Here is a 19,755-nt window from a genome sequence, read left to right as displayed (position 1 = left end):
CGACAGGTCGCGCGCCCGGTCGGCGGAGACGACCACGAGGGCCTGGCCGCCGTCGGTCTCCTGGCAGCAGTCGAGCAGGTGCAGCGGCTCGGCGATCCAGCGCGAGGCCTGGTGCTCCTCGAGCGTGATCGGCCGGCCGTGGAACCACGCGTGCGGGTTGGTGGCCGCGTGCTTGCGGTCCACCACCGCGACCCGGCCGAAGTCCTCGGAGGTCGCGCCGTACTCGTGCATGTAGCGGCGCGCGTACATCGCCACCCACTGCGCCGGCGTCGAGAGCCCGTACGGCGTCATCCAGCTGTACGCCGCGCGATCCGCGCTCGTGTCCATCGGGCGGCCGGCCTGGCCCAGCCCGTAGCGCTCGCCCGAGCGCTCGTTGAAGGCACGCCAGCACACGACGACCGAGGCGAGACCCGCCGTGATCGCCGCGACCGCGTGGGCCACCGTGCCGCAGGCGGCTCCCCCGCCGTGCCCGACCCGGGAGAAGAAGGTCAGGTCGCCGATGCCGACGTTGCGGGCGACGTGGTTCTCCGAGCTCGACTCGGCGGTGAACGTGACCATGCCGTCGACCTCGCCGGGCGCGATGCCGGCGTCGTCGAGGGCGGCGCTCACCGCCTCGCACGCGAGCTGCAGCTCGCTGCGGCCGGACTCCTTGGAGAACTCCGTGGCGCCGATGCCGACGATCGCGGCCGCACCCCGCACCCCGCTCACGAGACGCTCTCCGGGAGCTCGACGGTGACGGCACCGCTCAGGTGGGTGCCGAGGGAGTTCTCGCCGCGCACCGCGACCTCGACCCGGGTCCCCTCGACGGCGACGACCTCGCCGCTGAGCACCATCGTGTCGCCGGGGTAGTTGGGCGCGCCCAGCCGGATCTTGATCCGCCGGACCCGCGCACTCGGGCCGGCCCAGTCGACGACGTAGCGCTCGGCGAGCGCGTTGCTGGTCAGGATGTTCATGAAGACGTCCTTCGAGCCGCGCTCGACGGCCAGGCCCGGGTCGTGGTGGACGTCTTGGAAGTCCCGGCTCGCGATCGCGCTCGCCACGATGAAGGTGCGCGTGAGCGGCACCTGCTGCTGCGGGAGCTGCTCCCCGACCGCGCTCACGCGTGGCCTCCGGGAGTCGCCACGAGCTCGCCGAGGTCGGCGAGCAGCGCGGCCGGTCCGCCGAGCGTCCCGGCGAGCTGCTTGCCCCACAGGAAGTAGCGGTGCACGGGATAGTCCACGTCGACGCCGATGCCGCCGTGGACGTGCTGGACCCGGTGCACGACGTCGAGCCCGGCCTGGGCGCGCCACCAGCTGGCGACCAGCGCGGAGGCACCGGCTGCGGGGCCGGCCTCCTCTGCGTCGCTGATCGCCTGCCACAGCGTGACGCGCATGGCGTCGATGTCGATCCAGCAGTCCGCGAGCTGGTGCTGCACGGCCTGGAAGCTGCCCAGCGGCCGGCCGAACTGCTCGCGCTCGGCGAGGTACGACGCCGCGAGCGCCAGTGCGCCCTCGGCGACGCCGACCTGGACGGCTCCGATGAGGACCCGGCCCAGCCGCACGGCGTCCGCCACGGCGTCGGCTCCACCGACGGGCTCGCCGGGCGTGCCGTCGAGCACAAGCTCACCGGCGAAGTCGTGGGTCGTGACCGGTGCAAGGTGCCAGGTGACCCCGGGTGCGTCGGTGGCGACGAGGAACAGCCGCGGACCCTGGTCGGTGGCTGCGGACACCAGCACGTGCGCGGCTCCGAGGGGAGTCGGCACGGCCGCCTTCACCCCGGAGAGCCGCCACCCCTCGGCGCCACCCGCGGCCGATGCCTGGGGCTCGAGCGGGTCGGCGGCGCCGTACTCCTCGAGCGCCACGGTGACCCGGGCCGTCCCGTCGGCGAGCTCGGCCAGCAGCGCGGCGTGCCGGTCGCCGTCCTCGCCGAGCAGCAGCGCCGCGAGGGCCGTCGGCCACAGCGGCACGGGCGCGACCGTGCGGCCCTGCTCCTCGAGCACGACCGCGAGCGCGGCCGGCCCCAGGCCGGCGCCGCCGTGCGCCTCCGGCACGGCGAGGCCGGTGAGGCCGGACGTCGCCAGGGCGCGCCACAGCTCCTCGTCGACGCGGGTCTCGCTCGTCTCCACCGCCCGCACCCGATCGGTGCTCGCGCGGTCGGTGAAGATCTCGCGGGCCAGGGTCTGCAGCGCGACGAGGTCCTCGTCGAGGGTGAAGTCCATCAGTCCTCCTGATCGGCGGGGCCGAAGACGGGCAGCGTGAGATCGGGGTCGGCGTCGAGCCAGCGCAGCCGCAGCGGCATGCCGACCTCGAGGTCGGCGGCGTCGAGGTCGACCAGGTTGGTGATCAGGCGAGTGCCCTCGGCCAGCTCGACGACCGCGACCAGATAGGGCGACTCGAAGGCCGGGTGGCGCGGGTGGTGCGCCACGACCCAGCTGTAGAGCACCGCCTCGCCGCCGGCGGTGACGGTGTCCCACGCCAGGCTGCGGCACTCGGGGCACATCGGACCCGGCGGATGGCGCAGCGCGCCGCAGTCCGAGCAGCGCTGGACGACCAGCCGGTGCTCGCGCGCCGCGTCGAACCAGAAGGCGTTGTCGCGGTTGATCGCCGGGCGCGGGCGCACGGCCGTGGGCTCCGCCGGGGCCGGCTTCTCCTGCGGGCGGAAGCGCAGCGTGCGCCAGCGCTGGGTGGCCACGACCTCGCCCTCGGCGTCCCGGTAGGTCTTGAGCGTGGTGACGAAGCGTCCGACGCCCAGGCCGGTCCGCTTCTCCGGGCCGATCTCCTCGACGACCTCCTCGACGGACACCCGGTCGCCCGGGACCAGCTCGCGGAGGATCTCGAGGTCGGAGTCGGTGGCGACCACCGAGGTGTAGCCGCCCTCGGCGAGGAGGTCGACCAGCTCCTGGAAGCGGCCGGCGGAGGCGGTCGGACGCACGGTGGCGGCGTACCCGCGCATCACCCAGGCCTGCACCATCGCCGCGGGCGCGACGACGTCCGCGCGCCCGGTGGCCCGGGCCGCGTCGGCGTCGAGATGCACGGGGTTGGTGAGCTCCATCGCCTCCACCCAGTGCCGGATCATCGGCACGTTGACCGGGTCGGGGCCCGGTGTCGGCGGCTGCAGCTCGGTGCCGACGAAGGCGGCGAGGCGCTGCTCGTACGCCGGGTCCGTGGCGGTGCTGTCGGCGGCGGGGGCGCTCATCGGCGCGACCGCGGCTGGCCGAGACCCTGCATGGCGATCATGTCGCGCAGCACCTCGTTGACGCCGCCGCCGAAGGTGTTGACGATGCCCTGCCGCGAGAGCTGCTCGACCTGGCCGTGCAGGACCGCGGCCGGCGAGCCGGGACGGATCCGGCCACCGGCGCCGAGGACGTGCGACAGGATCCTCTGCACCGCGATGTGGGTCTCGGTGCCGTAGGTCTTCGCGGCCCCGGCGGTCGCGCCGCTCAGGGTGCCGCCGGCCACCTCGGTCGTCAGCTTCCAGTTCATCAGCCGCATCGCCTCGAGCCGGGCGTGGGCACGGGCCAGCTCCGAGCGGACCCAGGCGTGCTCAGCGGCTCCGGTCTCGCGCGCCCACGCCACGACCTGCTCCCAGAGCTGGATCATCCGCCCACCGAGGGCGGCGAGCGCGACGCGCTCGTGGTTGAGCTGGGCGGTGATCAGCTGCCAGCCGCCATCGACCTCGCCGACGACGTTCGAGGCCGGCACCCGGATGTCGCTGTAGTACGTCGCGGTGACGCTCATCCCGCCCACCGCCTGGATCGGGCTCCAGCTGTAGCCGGGATCGTCGCAGGGCACCACCAGGATCGAGATCCCACGGTGCTTGGGGGCGTCGGGGTTCGTCCGGCAGGCCAACCACACGTAGTCGGCGGTGTTGCCGCCGGTGGTGAAGATCTTGGCGCCGTCGACGACGAAGTCGCCGGTCGCCTCGTCGCGCACGGCCCGCGTGGTCAGGGAGGCCAGGTCGGTGCCGGCCCCGGCCTCGGTGTAGCCGATCGCGAAGACGATCTCGCCGCGGATGATCCCGGGCAGGTAGGTGCGCTTCTGCTCCTCGGTGCCGTACGCCATGAGCGTGGGGCCCACCGTGTTCACGGTCACGAGGGGGAACGGCACGCCGGCGCGCTGCACCTCGTCGTAGAACACGAACTGCTCCTCGGCGCTCAGGCCGCGGCCGCCGTACTCCTGCGGCCAGCCGACGCCGAGCCAGCCGTCGCGGCCGAGCATGCGCACGACCTCACGGAACCGTGGGCCGCCGGCGCCCTGCTCGGACACCTCGCGCAGCTCGTCGGGCGGCAGCAGGCCCGCGAAGTAGGCGCGCAGCTCCTGGCGCAGCGCCTGCTGGGCCGGGGTCTCTCGCAGGTCCATGCACCCTCCAGGGCGTCGTTCGGGATGGAGGGGCGGCCGCGCACGGATGCGCGCGGCCACCGGCGCCGAACGTAGGCGCCGGGCGCGCACCAGGGCCGGCCGCGGTCCCGCTGATCGGGAGGTCGCGTCAGCAGCGGTGATCAGTTGCGGGGTGCGTGGCGCTCCCAGGGCGCGGTCCGCTCGACCTGGGCGGCCAGCGCGAGCAGGAGCCCTTCCCGGCCGAGGTCGGCGGCGACCTGGACCCCGATCGGCAGCCCGTGCTCATCGGCCCCGAGCGGCAGCGACATGGCCGGCTGCCCGGTGAGGTTGAAGACGCTCGTGAACGAGGAGTACCGGCCGGCGTGCTCCCAGATCGACTCCGGACGGGTGGTGTCGAGCAGGCCGAGCGGCGGCACCGGTTCGGCGAGCGTCGGCGTCAGGAGGACGTCCACGCCACCCGCCTGTCGGTCCAGCTGCCGACCCAGGCGCCAGCCGACCTGTTGCGCCGTCTCGAGGGCGCGGGCCACGTCGGCGCCCGTCAGCGTGCCGCGGTAGTGCTCGTAGAGCATCCGGGTGAACGGCTCGAGGTCGTCGTCGCGCAGCTCCCGGCCGAGCTCGGCGAGCCGGGCGTCGACGCCGGCGACCAGGCCGGCGCCCATCAGCACCGCACCCCCGCCCTGGGCCTCGGCCAGGGTGTGGTCGAGCGCCGTCTCGACGACATCGTGCCCCAACCCGGTGAGCAGGTCGGCGGCCGCGCGGAGCACGGCCAGCACCTGCTCGCTCGCCGGGGCTCCGTCGCCGGGCGCGGTCGCGAGCCCGATCCGCAGGCGTCCGGGAGCGCGACCCGCGAGCTCGCGGAAGGACGCCGCGGGCGTGGGTGCGCCGAACGCGTCGCCGGGCAGCGACCCGTGGGCGACGTCGAGCAGCAGCGCGCTGTCGCGCACGGTGGTGGTGAGGGCGTGGTGCACGCTCACGGGGCCCGACAGCAGGGTCGGGTACGGCGCGGGGCTCACCCGCCCGCGGCTCGGCTTGAGTCCGAACAGACCGTTCATCGAGGCCGGGATGCGGATCGAGCCGCCGCCGTCACTTGCGGTCGCGACCGGCACCATGGCCGCGGCCACCGCGGCCGCGGACCCACCGCTGGAGCCGCCCGTCGAGCGGGAGAGGTCGCGCGGGTTGCGGCACGGCCCGAACAGGCGGCCCTCGGTGCTGGCGTTGTAGCCGAGCTCGGGCACGTTGGTGGTGCCCAGCACGACGGCACCGGCAGCCTTGTAGCGGCGCACCAGCTCGCTGTCCGCGGCGGGGCGGTGGTCGGCCCACAACCGGCTGCCCCGTGTCGAGGGCAGGCCGGCCACGTCGGCGTACAGGTCCTTGACGAGCACCGGCACGCCACGCAGCGGTCCGTCGGGCAGCCCGGCGTCGACCTCGGCCAGGGCTTCCTCGAACCGCGTGTGGGCGATCGCGTTCACCGCCGGGTTGCGCGCCTCGATCCGGGCGATCGACTCCTCGACGAGCTCGCGAGGGGTGACCTCCCCGGCACCGACCGCCGCGACCAGCCCGGTGGCGTCGAGGCGGTCCAGCGGGTGCTCGCCGCTCACCCGCGGTCGCGCAGGGCGGCGGCGATCTGGTCGGTGTGCGCCTGGCCCTCGACCAGCTGGCGCAGCAGCCACAGCCGCAGCACCTTGGTGATCGCGGTCGCGACGTACATCGCCGCACCGACGACGACGAGGCCGACGCAGGCGACGGCCAGGATCAGGCTCGAGGTGATGTCCCGGGTGTCGGACTGAGCCAGCGAGGCGTTGTACGAGACGAACGCCCCGGCGAGACCGCCGATCATGAGCAGGATGCCGATGATCCGTACCGGTCGGTCGGACCGCGAGCCGTCGGCCTTGAGCTTGTGGTCCGCGACCTGCTGGTGGAACTCGGCGCGGCGTTCTTCGGTGAGCATGGTCAGCCTCCCAGGTAGGTGGTGGAGAGTTCGTCCTCGACGTCGGCCGGGCGGCCGACCTTCACGACGCGACCGCCGAGCATGAGCGCGGCGGTGTCGGCGATGGGCAGCACGACCCGGGCGAACTGCTCGGCGACCAGGATCGAGATGCCCTCGGCGGCGAGACCGCCGACGATGTCGTACATCTCCGAGACGATCATCGGGGCCAGGCCCATCGACAGCTCGTCGAGGAGGAGCACGGCGGGGTCGGTGCCCAGGGCCCGCGAGAGGGCCAGCATCTGCTGCTCGCCGCCCGACATGGAGCCCGCCAGCTGCCCGCGCCGGTCGGCCAGCCGCGGGAACCGGGCGTACGCCGCCTCCTCCAGGTCGGCGAGCCGCGCTCCGGTGCCGGTGGCCACCCAGAGGTTCTCGCGCACCGTGAGGTTGGCGAACACGCCGCGACCCTCGGGGATCGAGCAGACACCGAGCCGGCTGGCCTCGGTCGCGGTGATGCCGGTGACGTTGCGCCCGGCGAACCACACCTCGCCGGCGGTGGTCGGCATCAGGCCACTGACGACCTTCATCGTGGTGGTCTTGCCGCCGCCGTTCGGGCCGAGCAGCGCCACGACGGAGCCGGCCGGGACCTGCAGGTCCACGCCCTTGAGCACCTCGATGGCGCCGTACGCCGCCCGCACGCCGACGAGCTCGAGGACGGGGTCCTCGTCGATGGCCGGGACGGGGGCGGTGAGCTCCGTGCTGGTCATGCGACCACCTCCGCGCCGATGTAAGCCTCCACCACGGCCGGCGAGGCCTGCACCTCCGCGGGCGTGCCGGAGGCGATGAGCACGCCGTGGTCGAGGACGTGGATGCGGGAGCAGAGCCGCATCACCAGCGGCAGGTCGTGCTCGACCAGGCAGACAGCCAGGCCGTCGTCGGCCAGGCCCTGCAGGAGCTGGGCGAACAGCTCGGTCTCCTGCTCGGTCTGTCCCGAGGCGGGCTCGTCGAGCAGCAGCAGCCGCGGCTGCGTCATCAGCGCGCGGGCGACCTCGACGACCCGGGCCCGTCCGGTGGGGATGTCGGAGACGTCGAGGTGGGCGATGTCGGTGAGCCCGGTGAGCTCGAGCACCCGGTCGGTCTCGGCCTCCACGTCGACGCGGCGGCGGGTGTTGGCGCGCACGATGTCGCCGGCGACCCGGACGTTGTCGCGGACGCTGAGCGAGAGGAACAGCTCGAGACGCTGGAAGGTCCGCGCCATCCCCATCCGGGCGCGGGCGCCCGGGGAGAGCCGGGTGATGTCGCGGCCATCGAAGACGATGCGGCCGGCGTTGGGCCGCTGCATCCCGGTGATGCAGTTGTAGAGCGTGGTCTTGCCGGCGCCGTTGGGGCCGATCAGGCCGGTGACCGCCCCGGCCCGGACGTCGATGCCCACGTCGGACACGGCGGTGTTGCCGCCGAACCGGACGACGACCCCGCTGGTCTCGAGCAGCACCTCAGACAGTGACATGACGGACGCCCTCCTCCGGACGCGACGAGTGGTCGGCCGCGATGACCACGGACTGGACCGGGGTCACCTGGCGGTGGCGGGCGGGCAGGCCGAGCTCGCGGTCGAGGCGCTCGCCGAGCCGGTCGGGGTACGGCGTGTCGACGCCCAGCAGCTCCAGCGGCGTGGCGGCGCGCGCGGCCAGCTCGTCCTGGGACAGCAGCCGGTCCGGCCGCAGTGCGCGGCCCAGCGCCGGGAGCGCCTGCCACAGGACCACCACCAGGATCCCGAACGTCCAGGTGCCGATCACCTCGGCGTAGGCGAGGAGGTAGAGGAGGACCGTGACCGCCAGCGCGGTGTAGCGCACCTCCGGCGCCCGGGCGAGCGTGCGCTGGCCGTGGAAGATCTCGAAGAAGTTGCCGCTCGGGTTCTGGGCGACCCCGATCCCGACCAGGGCGGTCATCACGAGGAAGGAGTGGGAGAGGATCCCGAACGTCTCGGCGTGCACCGGGTGCTCGATCGAGAGCTCGTTGAAGGTGCCCACGACCAGCGTGAACCCGCCGCCGGCGAGCAGGCCGCCGAAGAGCGCACCGCTGACGTAGCCGATGCCGCCGACGACCGTGAGCATGACGAGCGAGAGGCTCAGCACATAGACGAAGTGCTCGGAGGTGACCGACGTGAGCGCCATCGACATGAAGATGCCGCCGAGCCCCGCGATCGCCGTCGAGACCATGAACACCGACAGCTTCAGCCGCACCAGCCGCTGCCCGAGCATCGCGGCCGCGGCGGGGCTGTCCTTCATCGCGGCCAGTCGGCGACCGTAGCCGCTGTTGCGCAGGGCGACGACCCCGACCCCGAGGACGGCGAAGACGGCCGCCGCGGAGTAGAGGAAGGTGTTCTGGTCGGCGAAGTCCAGCGGTCCCACGGCGAGCGGCGAGACGATCAGGTTGCCGTTGGGGAAGATCGCGAAGTCGTGGCCGAACCAGGACCGGGTCTGGGTCTCGCGCAGGACCATCGAGGAGACGAAGCCACCGAACGCCAGGGTCGCGAGCGCGAGGTAGAGGCCGCGCAGGCGCAGCGCCGGGAGCGCCACCAGCGCACCGGTCACCGCCGCGGCCAGCACACCGGCGACCAGGCCGACGAGGTTCATCCGGGCGGCCAGACCGGTCCCGCTGATGCCGCTGTGGAACGCGACGATGGTGGCGATGGCACCGAAGGACACCGGAGCCAGGTTGAGCTCGCCGGCGTACCCGGTGAGCACGGTCAGCGACAGCGCGATGATCGCGAACGAGAGGCCGAGGATGAGGGTGCCGACGCTGGAGTCGTCGATGAGCTGGCGGAACGCGACCGTCGCCACGACCATCACCACCGCCCAGACCGCGGCCCGGCGCACGGTCGGCACCTCGTAACGCTCACGGGTGCGCACGGCAGCGCCGCGGAGCCGGTCCTGCGGGAGCACCAGCAGCACGACGAAGAGCACGATCATCGGCAGGGCGTCGCGCAGGTTCGTCACCCACGTCCACTCGCTGGGTGCGTAGGCGACCAGGTAGGTGCTCGTGAGACCGAGCACCATCGCGCCGACGAAGGTGCGGGGGATGCTGCGCAGCCGGCCGAAGAGCGCGGCCGCGAAGGCGTCGATGACCAGCAGCGTGAGGGCGTTGGCCTCGAGCGCACCGCCGGCGACCGGGGTGATCAGGATGCCGGCGAGCACCGCGAGGGTGGAGCCGAGTGCCCAGGCGAGCCCGGCCACCCGCTCGGGGTCGTGCCCGTTGAGCCGGAGCAGGTCGGGGTCGTCGACGGTCGCGCGCATCAGCACCCCCATCCGGGAGCGGGTGAAGAGCAGACGCAGTCCGACGGCGATGCCGGCGGCGGCCAGCAGGCAGATGATCTCGTGGTAGCGGATCGTCACGCCGCGGACCGTGACGTAGCTGTCGGCGCCGAAGAACATCTTCGACATCCGCGCCTCCTGCGGGTCCCACGCCCACTGGGAGAGGGCGACGAAGCCGAGCAGGATCGCGACCGTGACCACGATCTTGGTGACCTCGGCGGTGTCACGCAGGCCGCCCATGACGAACCGGTGGAGCAGGAAGCCCATGAGTGGCCCGACGACCAGGAGCATCAGCGCGACGCTGACGATCGTCGGGACGCCCCACACCGCCTGGAGCTGGTAGTACAGGAACGCCCCGATCATGGCCTGGGCGCCATGGGCGAAGTTGAAGATGCCCGAGGTGTTGTAGGTCAGCACCAGGCCGGACGCGGCGATCGCGTACACCGCTCCCAGCACCAGGCCCAGGACGGTGAAGGTCATGAAGAGGGTCATGTGCGGCTCACCTCGGAGGTCACCTCGGACGGACGTGGATCCGGCCGCGGCCGGTCGCGCAGGGCGACCGGCCGCGGTCGGGAGGGGCTACTGCTTGGCGAAGGCGGTGGAGATCCGGTTGTCGTCGAGCTTCACGCCCGCGGCCGCCGGGTCGGTCGGAACCACGTAGTCGTCGGAGCAGTTGAACTGGCCCCGCTCCTCGGGGAACACCTGCGTGAACTCGTCACCCTCGAGCTCGACGACGAGCGCGCAGCTCGCCGGCATGTTCCCGCCCGGGTCGGTCGGGGCGTGGAGGCCGCCACCGGTCCACTCGTGGACGTTCTTCAGACCCTCGACCATGCAGTCGCGGGTGAGGTCGGCACCGCACTCCTTGGCCACGTCGGCCCACAGCAGGAAGCTGGAGACCGCCTGCATGCCGAGCAGGCCGGGCTTGGCGCCGGCGCCCTGGACGATGTCGAGGTAGTCCTGCACGGCGGGGACGACGTCGGCGTTCTCGAGCGGCTGGAAGACCAGCGCGCTGATCATGCCGTCGGCGGCGTGCGACTGGGCGTTCCACTGCTTGGTCACGTCGTTGTACCAGGTCGCCTCGAACGCGTACTTCATCTTCGCGTCCACCCGCTGCAGCGCCTCGAGCAGGCCGAACGCGATCGGGCTGGGGCTGTTGGTGATCCACAGCGCCTCGGCCTTGCACTCCTTGAGCTTCTCGGCGAACGGCACGTAGTTGGCCTCGCCGTCCTGGCTCAGGGTCACACCGCAGTCCTCGACCTTCGCCCCGATCTGGCCGAAGGCGTCGACGACCTTCGCGACACCCTGCTGGATCGCCGGCGAGGTCGAGCCGAGCGCCGTGACGCCGCCCTCGACCTCCGGGTAGACCTCCATGTCACTGGCGAGGTTCGCCGCGTTGTAGTGGTCCACCGGCAGCGGGACCGCCTCGAACTTGTCGGGGCCCATCGTCGCGTTCGGACCGATCGCGAAGCCGGCCACCGTCGGCAGGTCGCAGCCGACCCGGAACTGCTCGGCCGCCTCGTCGTAGGCGAAGCCCTGGCCGACGAGCATGAAGTCCTGCTTGCAGGCCTTCTGCACGACCGCGGCGGCGTTGGTCATCGCGGCGTCGTACTGGTGCCCGACGATCTGACGGCCGTTGATGCCGCCCTGCTCGTTGCACCAGTCGATCATCGCCTTGACGGCGTCGCCCATCTCCTGGTTCAGGCCCGGCGCCGAGGCGAAGCCGCGGTCGTCGCCGTAGCCGATGGCGATCGAGTCGTCGGTCACGCCCTGGTCGGTCGCGCCGGCGGCGTCGCCGTCGCCGCACGGCGACGCGAGGTCGCCGAACGTCGTGCCGGAGGCCGACTCGCTCGTCGCGCTGTCGGGCGCGGTGTCGCCGCCGTCCGCTTCCTCGCGGTCCGCGCCGCAGGCGGTGGCGGTGAGCGCCAGGGCCAGGGCGGCGATGCCCAGCCGGGCCCCGTGCGCGCTTCTGAGGTTTCTCATCTGGATCGAATCTCCTTCTCGACAGCGGTCGCTGGCCATCGCTCACCGCCGACCGGCGGACGACGGTGGATCTCGACCGGGCGCCCTCGACGACTCCCGGTAGCAGCAGGAACCCGGACCTGCGGGCTGAGCATGTGTGTGACGGCGACCACCTCCGGGGCCGCTGTCCCGGTCAGCGGGACAGCGCCCCTCGGCGCCGGGCCGGGGCGCCCGTCCCGCTGATCGGTACAGTCCCTGTGGCGCCGGTCACGGCCCGCCGACACTGGCCACGCCGTCGACCCGAGTGCCCGCAGGAGAGTCCATGACCGCGCAGACCGACCCCCGTCTCGCCGCCCGCCAGGTCGTCGCCGGGCTCACCGCGCCCGGCGCTCCGTTCGAGCTCGTGCGCGAGGACGTGCTCGGCGCGCCCGTCGCCCTCTTCGCCCACCGGCACCGAGCGCTGCACGAGGTGCTCGCGGCCAGCCTCGAGCACGGCGACCGCACCTACATCGCCACGCTGGAGGAGCGGATCAGCTTCGCCGAGCACGCGGCGATGGTGTCGTCCCTGGCCCACGCCCTGCGCACGGAGCACGGCGTCGGGGCGGGCGACCGGATCGCCATCGCCGCCGCGAACACGCCGGAGTGGATCCTCACGTTCTGGGCCGCCGCCTCGATCGGCGCCGTCACGGTCGGCTTCAACGCCTGGTGGTCGGCCCGCGAGCTCGCCTACGGGCTCGAGCACGCACGACCGACGCTGGTCGTGGCCGACACCAAGCGGCAGGAGATGCTCGCGGGCGCGGCGGTGCCCGTGCTCGGGCTCGAGGACGTACGCCGTCTCGCCGCCGCCCACCCGGACGCACCGTTGCCGACCGCGGACGTGGCCGAGGACGACCCCGCGGTCATCCTCTACACCTCAGGAACCTCGGGGCGGCCCAAGGGCGCCACGCACTCGCACCGCAACCTGCTCTCGGTCGTCGAGTACCACCGGCTCAACGACGCGATCCTCTCCGCGTTCGGCGACCCCACCGATCCGCGCGACCGCACCTACCTCCTGGTGATGCCGCTCTTCCACATCGCGAGCCTGCACAACCTCGCGGTCCCGCGGCTCGCGACCGGCAGCACGGTCGCGCTGCACCTCGGGGCGTTCCGGGTCGACCCGGTGATGCGACTGGTGGAGCAGGAGCGGGTGACCAACTGGGGAGCGGTGCCCACGATGGCGGCGCGGCTGCTCGAGGCCGACCTCTCGGCGTACGACACCTCCTCGCTCACCGCGTTCGCCCTGGCCTCGGCCCCCTCCTCACCGCAGCTCAAGCAGCGGCTGCGGACCGAGCTGCCGTTCGCCTCCTCGCTGGTCGACAGCTACGGCCTGACCGAGTCGTGCACCGCGGTCGCCGTCGCGAGCCCGCTCGACCTCGCCGAGGCGCCCGGGACGCTGGGCCACCCGATCGTCGGCGTCGAGCTCGAGGTCCGCGACAGCCTCGGGCACCCGGTCCCCGACGGCGTCGAGGGCGAGATCTGCGTGCGCAGCGCCTACAACATGCTCGGATACTGGGGTGACGAGGTGGCGACCGTGCAGGCGATCCGCGGCGATCGGTGGCTGCACACCGGCGACCTCGGGGTCCGCGACGAGCAGGGCCGGATCAGCCTGAGCAGCCGCCGGTCGGACCTGATCATCCGCGGCGGCGAGAACGTCTACCCCGCCGAGATCGAGGGCGTGCTCGCCGACCACCCCGACGTCGTCGAGTGCATCGTGCTCGGCGTCGACCACCCCGACCTGGGCCAGGAGGTGGCCGCCGTGGTGGTGCCGACCGCCGATGCCGACCTCGCCACGCTCGAGGAACGGCTGCGCGCGCACGCGACGGCGGAGCTCGCCTACTTCAAGGTCCCCACACAGTGGCGGATCACGACCACCCCGCTGCCGCGCAACGCCACCGGCAAGGTCGTCCGCCGCCAGGTGGGCATCTGAGGCGGGTCCTCAGCCGGCGGCGTCGTCCCGCTCGCGCAGCAGCAGGCGGCAGATCAGCACCGTGTCGTCCTCGAGCTCGGCCAGGGTGATGTGCCGGTTGAGCGCGCTGATCAAGATGCCGTACCACGCCTGCTCGAGCAGCCGGAGCATGCGCCGGTCGCGGGGGGTCGGCTCGTCGATGCCACCGACCTCCAGCATCAGGTGGGTGAACACCGAGGTCACGCCGGCGCTCGGCGTGTGCGCGACGGTGGCGTTGTTGGACTGCATCATCGCGTGAGCGAGCAGCGGGGTCCGCAACAGCTCCTGCCCGGCGCGCAGCAGCAGGCCCGCGATCGCGTCCTCGGGCGCCTGGCCCGGCAGCCGCTCGACCGCCAGCCCGCCGAGCCGCTCCACCTGCGCGCGCATCAGTGCGGTGAACAGATGGGTCTTGGAGGGGAAGTAGCGGTAGAGCGTGGCGATGGCGACGCCCGCGTCACGCGCGACGTCGTGCATCTGGACGCGCTCCAGACCCTTCTCAGCGCCGTGTCGCGCGGCGGCCCGCAGGATGCGGTCGTACCGCTCCTTCTGCTCGGGCGACGACGGCTCGGCCGGCGGCCGGTCCTCGGCAACTCGTGGCACTGCTCCCCCTGGGCTCGATCGCACCATTCTCCGCCGTGCACGCGGGGTGCCCCGGAGCACGCTACCGGTCAGTGGGACAGCGCACAGCGCCGGTCGGGCGGTTCCGCTGGGCTGGTGCGATGACGCAGGAGTACGACGTGGTCGTGGTGGGCTCGGGCGCGGGAGCGATGACGGCCGCCGCGCTGGCGGCGCGCGCCGGGCACCGGACGCTGGTGCTGGAGAAGACGTCCCTGCTGGGCGGCACCTCGGCGTACTCCGGCGCCGCCTGCTGGCTCCCGGGCAGCGACGTGCAGCAGCGCGCGGGCGTGCCGGACTCGACGGAGTCGGCTCGCACTTACCTGACCGCGCTGCTCGGCGACGCGGAGGTCGAGCGCCGCGAGGCGTTCCTGGAGGCGGCGCCGCGGGTGGTGGCCGCGCTGGAGCAGGACCCGGCGATCATCTTCGAGTGGCAGCCCTTCCCCGACTACTTCGACCGCCCGGGGAGGGTCGCGCGCGGACGCTCGTTCGTGCCCACCCCGCTGCCCCGCGAGGAGATCGGGGCGCTGGCCGACCTCGTGCGCCCCGCCGTCGACCGCGACCGTGCCGGTCTCGGTCACCCCGACGGACCGCTCGCCCAGGGCCGGGCGCTCATCGGCCGGCTGCTGCTCGCGCTCGAGCGCAGCGGCCGCGGCAGTGTGGTGACCGGCGCCGACGTGGACGGGCTCATCGAGGAGCAGGGACGCGTCGTCGGCGTGAGCGCCACCGTCGACGGCGTACGCCGGCGGTGGACCGCCTCGCGAGGCGTGGTCCTCGGCTGCGGCGGGTTCGAGCGCGACGCCGCGACCCGCGAGCGGTACGGCGTCCCCGGCGACGCGGCGTGGACGATGGCGCCGGCGGGGAGCAACACCGGGTCGGCCCTCGCGGCCGCGGTCGCGCTCGGCGCCGACACCGACCTGCTCGACGAGGCGTGGTGGTGTCCCGGCCTGGCGATGCCCGACGGCGGCGCGTCGTTCACCCTGGGCTTCCGCGGCGGTCTCGTCGTCGACAGCCGCGGCCGCCGCTACGCCAACGAGTCGCTGCCCTACGACCAGTTCGGGCGACAGATGGCCGCCGACCCCGCGCGGGTCTCGTCGTACGTCGTCTTCGACGCGCGCTCCGGCGGCCGGCTGCCGGCGATCTCCCTGCCCGGCGGCACGCCGGAGGAGCACCTGGCGGCCGGCACCTGGGCCCGAGCCGAGAGCCTGGCCGCGCTCGCGGATCAGATCGGCGTGCCGGCGGAGGCGCTGAGGGCCAGCGTCGAGCGCTTCAACGAGCTCGCCGCCGCCGGGGAGGACACCGACTTCGGGCGCGGGCGCGACGAGTACGACCGCTACTTCGCCGACCCCGTGCTGGTGCCGGTCACCGAGCCGCCGTTCACCGCGGCCCGGCTGGTGCTCTCCGACCTCGGCACCAAGGGCGGCCTGGTCACCGACGTCGACGCCCGCGTCCTCGACGCGGCCGGGCAGCCGCTGCCCGGGCTCTACGCGATCGGCAACGCGAGCGCGTCACCGACGGGTCGGGTCTACCCGGGCCCGGGAGCGCCGATCGGCACCGCGATGGCGTTCGCCCTGCGGGCGGTCGAGCACCTGCCGACCACGGGCTGACTCAGCGGGGACCCAGCGGGACCCGGGCTCCCCTGGTGCATGTGTGGGTGGGTCGGTGTCCTTCCGGGGGCCGCCAACCTGTGACCACCCGGGACGTCATACCTTCTGGTCGCCAGGACACCCTCCTCGTATGACCTCCCCGGGGCGGCCCGGCGGAGGTCATACGAGGCGGCTGTCCGAGCAACCGGGTCGTATGACGTCCCGCGACCTGGCCTCGGCGGCATCTCGACAGGTGGCTCCGGCACGCGGTGGCGGACCACCCCACCGGCAGACGCGCCCGACTCGGCGGTCAGCGCGGGCGCGGCAGGTGCTTGTCGATGAAGAGGCCGTCGGCGGAGACGCAGACCTCGTCGCCGGCGAGGATCTCCCCGGTGGTCCGGATCTTGCGGCCGTCGACCGACACCTGGCGGGCGCGCACGGTGAGCTCGACGAACAGCGGCGTCGGCCGGTGGTAGCGCAGCGTGAGCGTGCCGGTCATGCCCGAGACACCCGCCCAGGCGTTGGCGACGCCGAGGGTGTGGTCGAGCAGCAGCGCCGAGACGCCGCCGTGCACGCAGCCGGGCGGTCCCTGGTACGGCAGGCCGAGCGTCGCCGTACCGACGATGGAGCCGTCGGGCAGCCCGCGCAGCGGCAGCGGCGGGGCGATCGCGTTCTCCGGTCCGGTGACCGGGTCGTGCCGAGTGACGCCCTCGCCGGCCCACATGTCCACCAGCCGCTCCTCGCGGCTCGGGGCGTGCTCCTCGAGGTGCTGGGCGACCTCGGTGAGGCGAGCGGCGACGTCGGTCATCTCCGCGGCCGACCCGTTGCCCGCGTGCAGCAGCGCGGCGATCACGCGTCGGGCCGCGGCCACGGCGGCGTCGACCCCCTCGTTGTCGGGGGTCGCCGTGAGCGGGCCTCGCGCCAGGATGCCGTCGCTCATCCGCGCACCTCCGCGCTCGCGTGCGAGAGCACGGGGGCGTCATCGCGCTCCGGGCAGGTGGCGACGAGCTCGAGACGATCGCCCTCGCGCCACACCGAGGTGCGGATCGTCTCGCCGGGGACGAGCGTGCCCGCGAAGCGCACCGCGATCGACGCCAGCCGCGTCGGGTCGCCGCCGAGGAGGCCGTCCACCAGCGCCTTCGCCACGATGCCGTAGGACGCCAGGCCGTGCAGGATCGGCCGGGCGAACCCGGCCGCGGCCGCGAAGGAGGGGTCGGCGTGCAGCGGGTTGAGGTCGCCGTTGAGCCGGTAGAGCAGCGCCTGGCCCGGTGTCGTGGGCGAGAGGAGCACGTGGTCGGGGTCGCGCTCGGGTCCCGGACGCGAGTCCCCCGGCCCGGGGTCGCCCCCGAAACCGCCCTCACCGCGCGCCCAGATCTGCATCCGCGAGGTCCACAGCGGCTGGTCGTCGAGGTCGGCCGCACTCGACTCGAGCACGATGACCGCTGCCTTGCCCTTGTCCCAGACCTCGGCGACCCGCGAGGAGATCCGCGCGCTGCCCGAGGCGGGGATCGGCCGATGGAACGTGTGCGCCTGGCCGGCGTGCAGGATCCGACGCAGGTCGATGTCCACGCCCGGCATCGACATGCCCGGCGCCGCGACGTCGCCCGCCGAGACCCCCTGCCCGGCGACGGCGGCGAACGTCGGCAGCACCCGCAGGTCGCGCTCGAAGGTCCAGGCGAGCTCGGGGTCGGCGTCCGCCTGGCGCCCGGCACCGAGCGAGAGGTGGTAGAGCAGGACGTCGCGCGAGGTCCACGAGACCTCGCGCACGGTGGGGTCGGCGGCCAGGGCCACCTCGGGGTCGATCGCCACGACGTCCTCCTCAGGCTCTGCGGACGGGGGCGGCAGCCGGCTCGGGGTCGCGGGGCAGCCCCAGGATCCGCTCGCCGATGATGTTGAGCTGGACGTCGGTGGTGCCTCCCGCGATGGAGAGGTTGCGGCTGGAGAGGAACGACCAGGTCGGCGTACGACGCCGGGTGGCGCCGTGGACCGCCGCGGCACCCTGCCACTCCATCGCGATCTCCCAGACCTCCTGGATGTGCGCGACGCCGAGCAGCTTGGCGACGCTGGACTCCGCGCCGGGCTGGGCTCCGGAGACCCGGCGGATCGCGGTGCGCAGGGCGAACAGGCCGCCGGACTGCGCGTCGCAGACGACCTTGCCGAGCCGCGTCGACCGCTCGTCGTCGAGGGCGGCCTCATGCGCGACCAGCTCCAGGAGCGTGTCGACGCCCGAGCCGAGGGAGGCGGAGTCGGACGAGAGCGCGACCCTCTCGTTGGCCAGCGTCGTGCGGGCCAGTCGCCAGCCGTCGACGGGACCGCCGACGAGCAGGTCGTCGGGGACGAAGACGTCGTCGAGGAACACCTCGTTGAACAGGGCCTCACCGGTGAGCTCGCGCAGCGGGCGGATGTCGATGCCGGGCGCCGCCATGTCCAGCAGGAAGTAGCCGATGCCGCGGTGCTTGGGCGCGGTCGGGTCGGTCCGGGCCAGGAGGATGCCGACGTCCGCCTCGCGAGCGCCGGACGTCCAGACCTTCTGGCCGTTGATCCGCCAGCCGCCCTCGACCTTGTCGGCGCGGGTCGTGAGGCTGGCGAGGTCGGATCCCGCGCCGGGCTCGCTGAAGAGCTGGCACCAGACCAGGTCGCCGCGCAGGCTCGGCGGCACGAACCGCTCGACCTGCTGCGCGGAGCCGTGCTCGACGAGGGTCGGCACGACCCAGTTGCCGATCACCATGTCGTGCGGGACCAGGCCGGCGGCGTGCAGCTCCTGGGCGATCACGAGCTGGGTGACGGCGTCCGCGCCCTTGCCCCAGGGGGCCGGCAGGTGGGGGCTCGTGTAGCCGCGCTCGGCCAGGTAGCGCCGCTGCTCGTCGGCGTCGAGGTCGGCCGCCGCGGCGAGCTCGGCTCGTACGTCGGCCCGGATCCGCTCGGCCTCAGGCGGCAGCTCGATGCCGAGCTCGCGACGTACGCCGGCCCGGGTGAGCTCGGCGACGCGGCGCTGCCAGGCGCTGGTCGGGCCGAGGAGCAACCGCAGCGTCTGTGCCCGTCGCAGGTAGAGCCCGGCGTCGTGCTCCCAGGTGTAGCCGATGCCGCCGAGGGTGTTGATGCAGTCCTTGGCCGTGCGGAAGGACGCCTCGACGCTCACCGCGCCGGCGACGGCGGCCGCGAGCGCGGCCTGCTCCGGGTCCGCCGCGGGCCCCTGGGCGCGGGCGGCGTCCCACGCGCAGACCCGGGCCTGCTCGGACGCGGCGAGCATCCAGGCGGTGCGGTGCTTGACGCCTTGGAACTGGCCGATCGGGCGACCGAACTGCTCCCGGACGCGCGCGTACTCGGCTGCCGTCCAGGTCGCCCAGTCGGCGAGACCGGACGCCTCGGCAGCGAAGAGCGTCGCGGCCAGGTCGCGCGGCAGCGACGGGTCGATGTCGAGCACGTCGGCCGCGTCGACGGTCACCTCGACCCGCACCGGGGACAGCCGACGCGTCGGGTCGTGGCTCGGCTCCTCGTCGGTCTCGACCGCGGCCCGGTCGAGGACCACCCAGACCAGCTCCTGGTCACCGCCGTCGCTCGCCACCGCGACCGGCACGAGAAGGACGCCGGCGACCTGGGCACCGAGGGCGGGGGTCGAGACACCGGAGACCGTCAGTGCGCCCGTCGCGGCGCGTACGCCGGTGAGCGTGCCCGGCTCGAGGGCGATCGCGGCAGACGTCGCCCCGGACGCGAGGTCAGGGAGCCACGCGTCGTGCCCGGCCCGGTGCAGCACGGCGGAGACGAGCACCGTCGGCAGGTGGGGTCCGGGCGCCAGGCCGCGGCCCAGCTCCTCGACGACGACGGCGGTCTCCAGCAGGGTGCACCCGGCGCCGCCCACCTCCTCGGGGAGGTGCAGCCCCAGCAGGCCCTGGTCGGCGAGCTCACCCCAGAACGGCGGCAGCTCCTCGGTCTTGGCCTCGACCGCGTTGCGCACGACCGTCTCGGGGACGTGGCGCTCGAGGAAGGTGCGCACCGAGTCGCGCAGGTCGAGGTGGTCGCGGTCGAGCCCGAGGCTGCCGCTGCTGGTCGGTCGGGGCAT

General features: G+C 73.6%; 16 protein-coding genes and 1 pseudogene. 2 read left to right on the top strand and 15 right to left on the bottom strand.

The window, feature by feature from the left end:
* The 11 genes and pseudogenes from Q0L15_RS09425 to Q0L15_RS09375 all read right to left on the bottom strand — a co-directional run.
* Nucleotides 1-708: pseudogene (locus tag Q0L15_RS09425) on the bottom strand (lipid-transfer protein); the annotation flags it as partial.
* On the bottom strand, nucleotides 705-1,100 hold the full coding sequence (locus Q0L15_RS09420) for a MaoC family dehydratase (protein ID WP_296603883.1): 396 nt from the start codon (nucleotides 1,098-1,100) through the stop codon (nucleotides 705-707). The pseudogene Q0L15_RS09425 and the gene Q0L15_RS09420, both read right to left, overlap by 4 nt.
* Complete coding sequence (locus Q0L15_RS09415; protein ID WP_296603881.1) at nucleotides 1,097-2,197, bottom strand: acyl-CoA dehydrogenase family protein; 1,101 nt, start codon at nucleotides 2,195-2,197, stop codon at nucleotides 1,097-1,099. The genes Q0L15_RS09420 and Q0L15_RS09415 overlap by 4 nt, the downstream gene beginning before the upstream one ends.
* Entirely contained in the window at nucleotides 2,197-3,174 is a 978-nt protein-coding gene (locus Q0L15_RS09410) for an OB-fold domain-containing protein (RefSeq protein WP_296603880.1), read from the bottom strand. Before Q0L15_RS09410 ends, Q0L15_RS09415 begins: the two co-directional genes overlap by 1 nt.
* On the bottom strand, nucleotides 3,171-4,337 hold the full coding sequence (locus Q0L15_RS09405) for an acyl-CoA dehydrogenase family protein (protein ID WP_296603879.1): 1,167 nt from the start codon (nucleotides 4,335-4,337) through the stop codon (nucleotides 3,171-3,173). Before Q0L15_RS09405 ends, Q0L15_RS09410 begins: the two co-directional genes overlap by 4 nt.
* Before the next feature lie 140 nt (nucleotides 4,338-4,477).
* The gene (locus tag Q0L15_RS09400; protein ID WP_296603877.1) at nucleotides 4,478-5,914 is read right to left on the bottom strand and encodes an amidase; all 1,437 of its coding nucleotides are present in this window, start codon (nucleotides 5,912-5,914) and stop codon (nucleotides 4,478-4,480) included.
* Nucleotides 5,911-6,264 carry a hypothetical protein gene (locus Q0L15_RS09395; protein WP_296603876.1) on the bottom strand — a complete coding sequence of 118 codons (354 nt, stop codon included), beginning with the start codon at nucleotides 6,262-6,264 and terminating at the stop codon, nucleotides 5,911-5,913. The genes Q0L15_RS09400 and Q0L15_RS09395 overlap by 4 nt, the downstream gene beginning before the upstream one ends.
* Before the next feature lie 2 nt (nucleotides 6,265-6,266).
* Entirely contained in the window at nucleotides 6,267-7,007 is a 741-nt protein-coding gene (locus Q0L15_RS09390; RefSeq protein WP_296603875.1) for an ABC transporter ATP-binding protein, read from the bottom strand.
* Complete coding sequence (locus Q0L15_RS09385) at nucleotides 7,004-7,747, bottom strand: ABC transporter ATP-binding protein (RefSeq protein ID WP_296603873.1); 744 nt, start codon at nucleotides 7,745-7,747, stop codon at nucleotides 7,004-7,006. The genes Q0L15_RS09390 and Q0L15_RS09385 overlap by 4 nt, the downstream gene beginning before the upstream one ends.
* Nucleotides 7,734-10,043, bottom strand: coding sequence for an ABC transporter permease (locus tag Q0L15_RS09380; protein WP_296603871.1), 2,310 nt, complete (start codon nucleotides 10,041-10,043; stop codon nucleotides 7,734-7,736). Before Q0L15_RS09380 ends, Q0L15_RS09385 begins: the two co-directional genes overlap by 14 nt.
* A gap of 87 nt (nucleotides 10,044-10,130) precedes the next feature.
* Nucleotides 10,131-11,531, bottom strand: a complete 1,401-nt coding sequence (locus tag Q0L15_RS09375) for an ABC transporter substrate-binding protein (protein WP_296603870.1) — start codon at nucleotides 11,529-11,531, stop codon at nucleotides 10,131-10,133.
* A 301-nt stretch (nucleotides 11,532-11,832) separates the two neighbouring features.
* On the opposite strand from Q0L15_RS09375, the gene Q0L15_RS09370 reads away from it, so the two are divergent.
* Entirely contained in the window at nucleotides 11,833-13,476 is a 1,644-nt protein-coding gene (locus Q0L15_RS09370) for a class I adenylate-forming enzyme family protein (RefSeq protein WP_296603869.1), read from the top strand.
* A 9-nt stretch (nucleotides 13,477-13,485) separates the two neighbouring features.
* Here Q0L15_RS09370 and Q0L15_RS09365 read toward each other — a convergent pair whose 3' ends face one another.
* Entirely contained in the window at nucleotides 13,486-14,094 is a 609-nt protein-coding gene (locus tag Q0L15_RS09365) for a TetR family transcriptional regulator (protein ID WP_296603867.1), read from the bottom strand.
* A gap of 119 nt (nucleotides 14,095-14,213) precedes the next feature.
* Here Q0L15_RS09365 and Q0L15_RS09360 point away from each other — a divergent pair, with 119 nt between their 5' ends.
* Nucleotides 14,214-15,716, top strand: coding sequence for an FAD-dependent oxidoreductase (locus tag Q0L15_RS09360; RefSeq protein WP_296603866.1), 1,503 nt, complete (start codon nucleotides 14,214-14,216; stop codon nucleotides 15,714-15,716).
* A gap of 289 nt (nucleotides 15,717-16,005) precedes the next feature.
* Here Q0L15_RS09360 and Q0L15_RS09355 read toward each other — a convergent pair whose 3' ends face one another.
* Genes Q0L15_RS09355 through Q0L15_RS09345 form a run of 3 tightly spaced genes read right to left on the bottom strand, consistent with a single transcriptional unit; the run spans nucleotide 16,006 to nucleotide 19,755 of the window.
* Nucleotides 16,006-16,635, bottom strand: coding sequence for a PaaI family thioesterase (locus tag Q0L15_RS09355; RefSeq protein WP_296603864.1), 630 nt, complete (start codon nucleotides 16,633-16,635; stop codon nucleotides 16,006-16,008).
* A complete protein-coding gene (locus Q0L15_RS09350) occupies nucleotides 16,632-17,504 on the bottom strand; it encodes a MaoC/PaaZ C-terminal domain-containing protein (protein WP_296603863.1) in 873 nt (290 codons plus the stop codon). The genes Q0L15_RS09355 and Q0L15_RS09350 overlap by 4 nt, the downstream gene beginning before the upstream one ends.
* 10 nt (nucleotides 17,505-17,514) lie before the next feature.
* Complete coding sequence (locus Q0L15_RS09345; protein ID WP_296603861.1) at nucleotides 17,515-19,755, bottom strand: acyl-CoA dehydrogenase; 2,241 nt, start codon at nucleotides 19,753-19,755, stop codon at nucleotides 17,515-17,517.

It is taken from the genome of Nocardioides sp. (assembly GCF_024509035.1).
GTDB lineage: Bacteria > Actinomycetota > Actinomycetes > Propionibacteriales > Nocardioidaceae > Nocardioides.
Note: the sequence above shows the minus strand (reverse complement) of the source record. Positions and strands in the feature narration are given on the sequence as shown.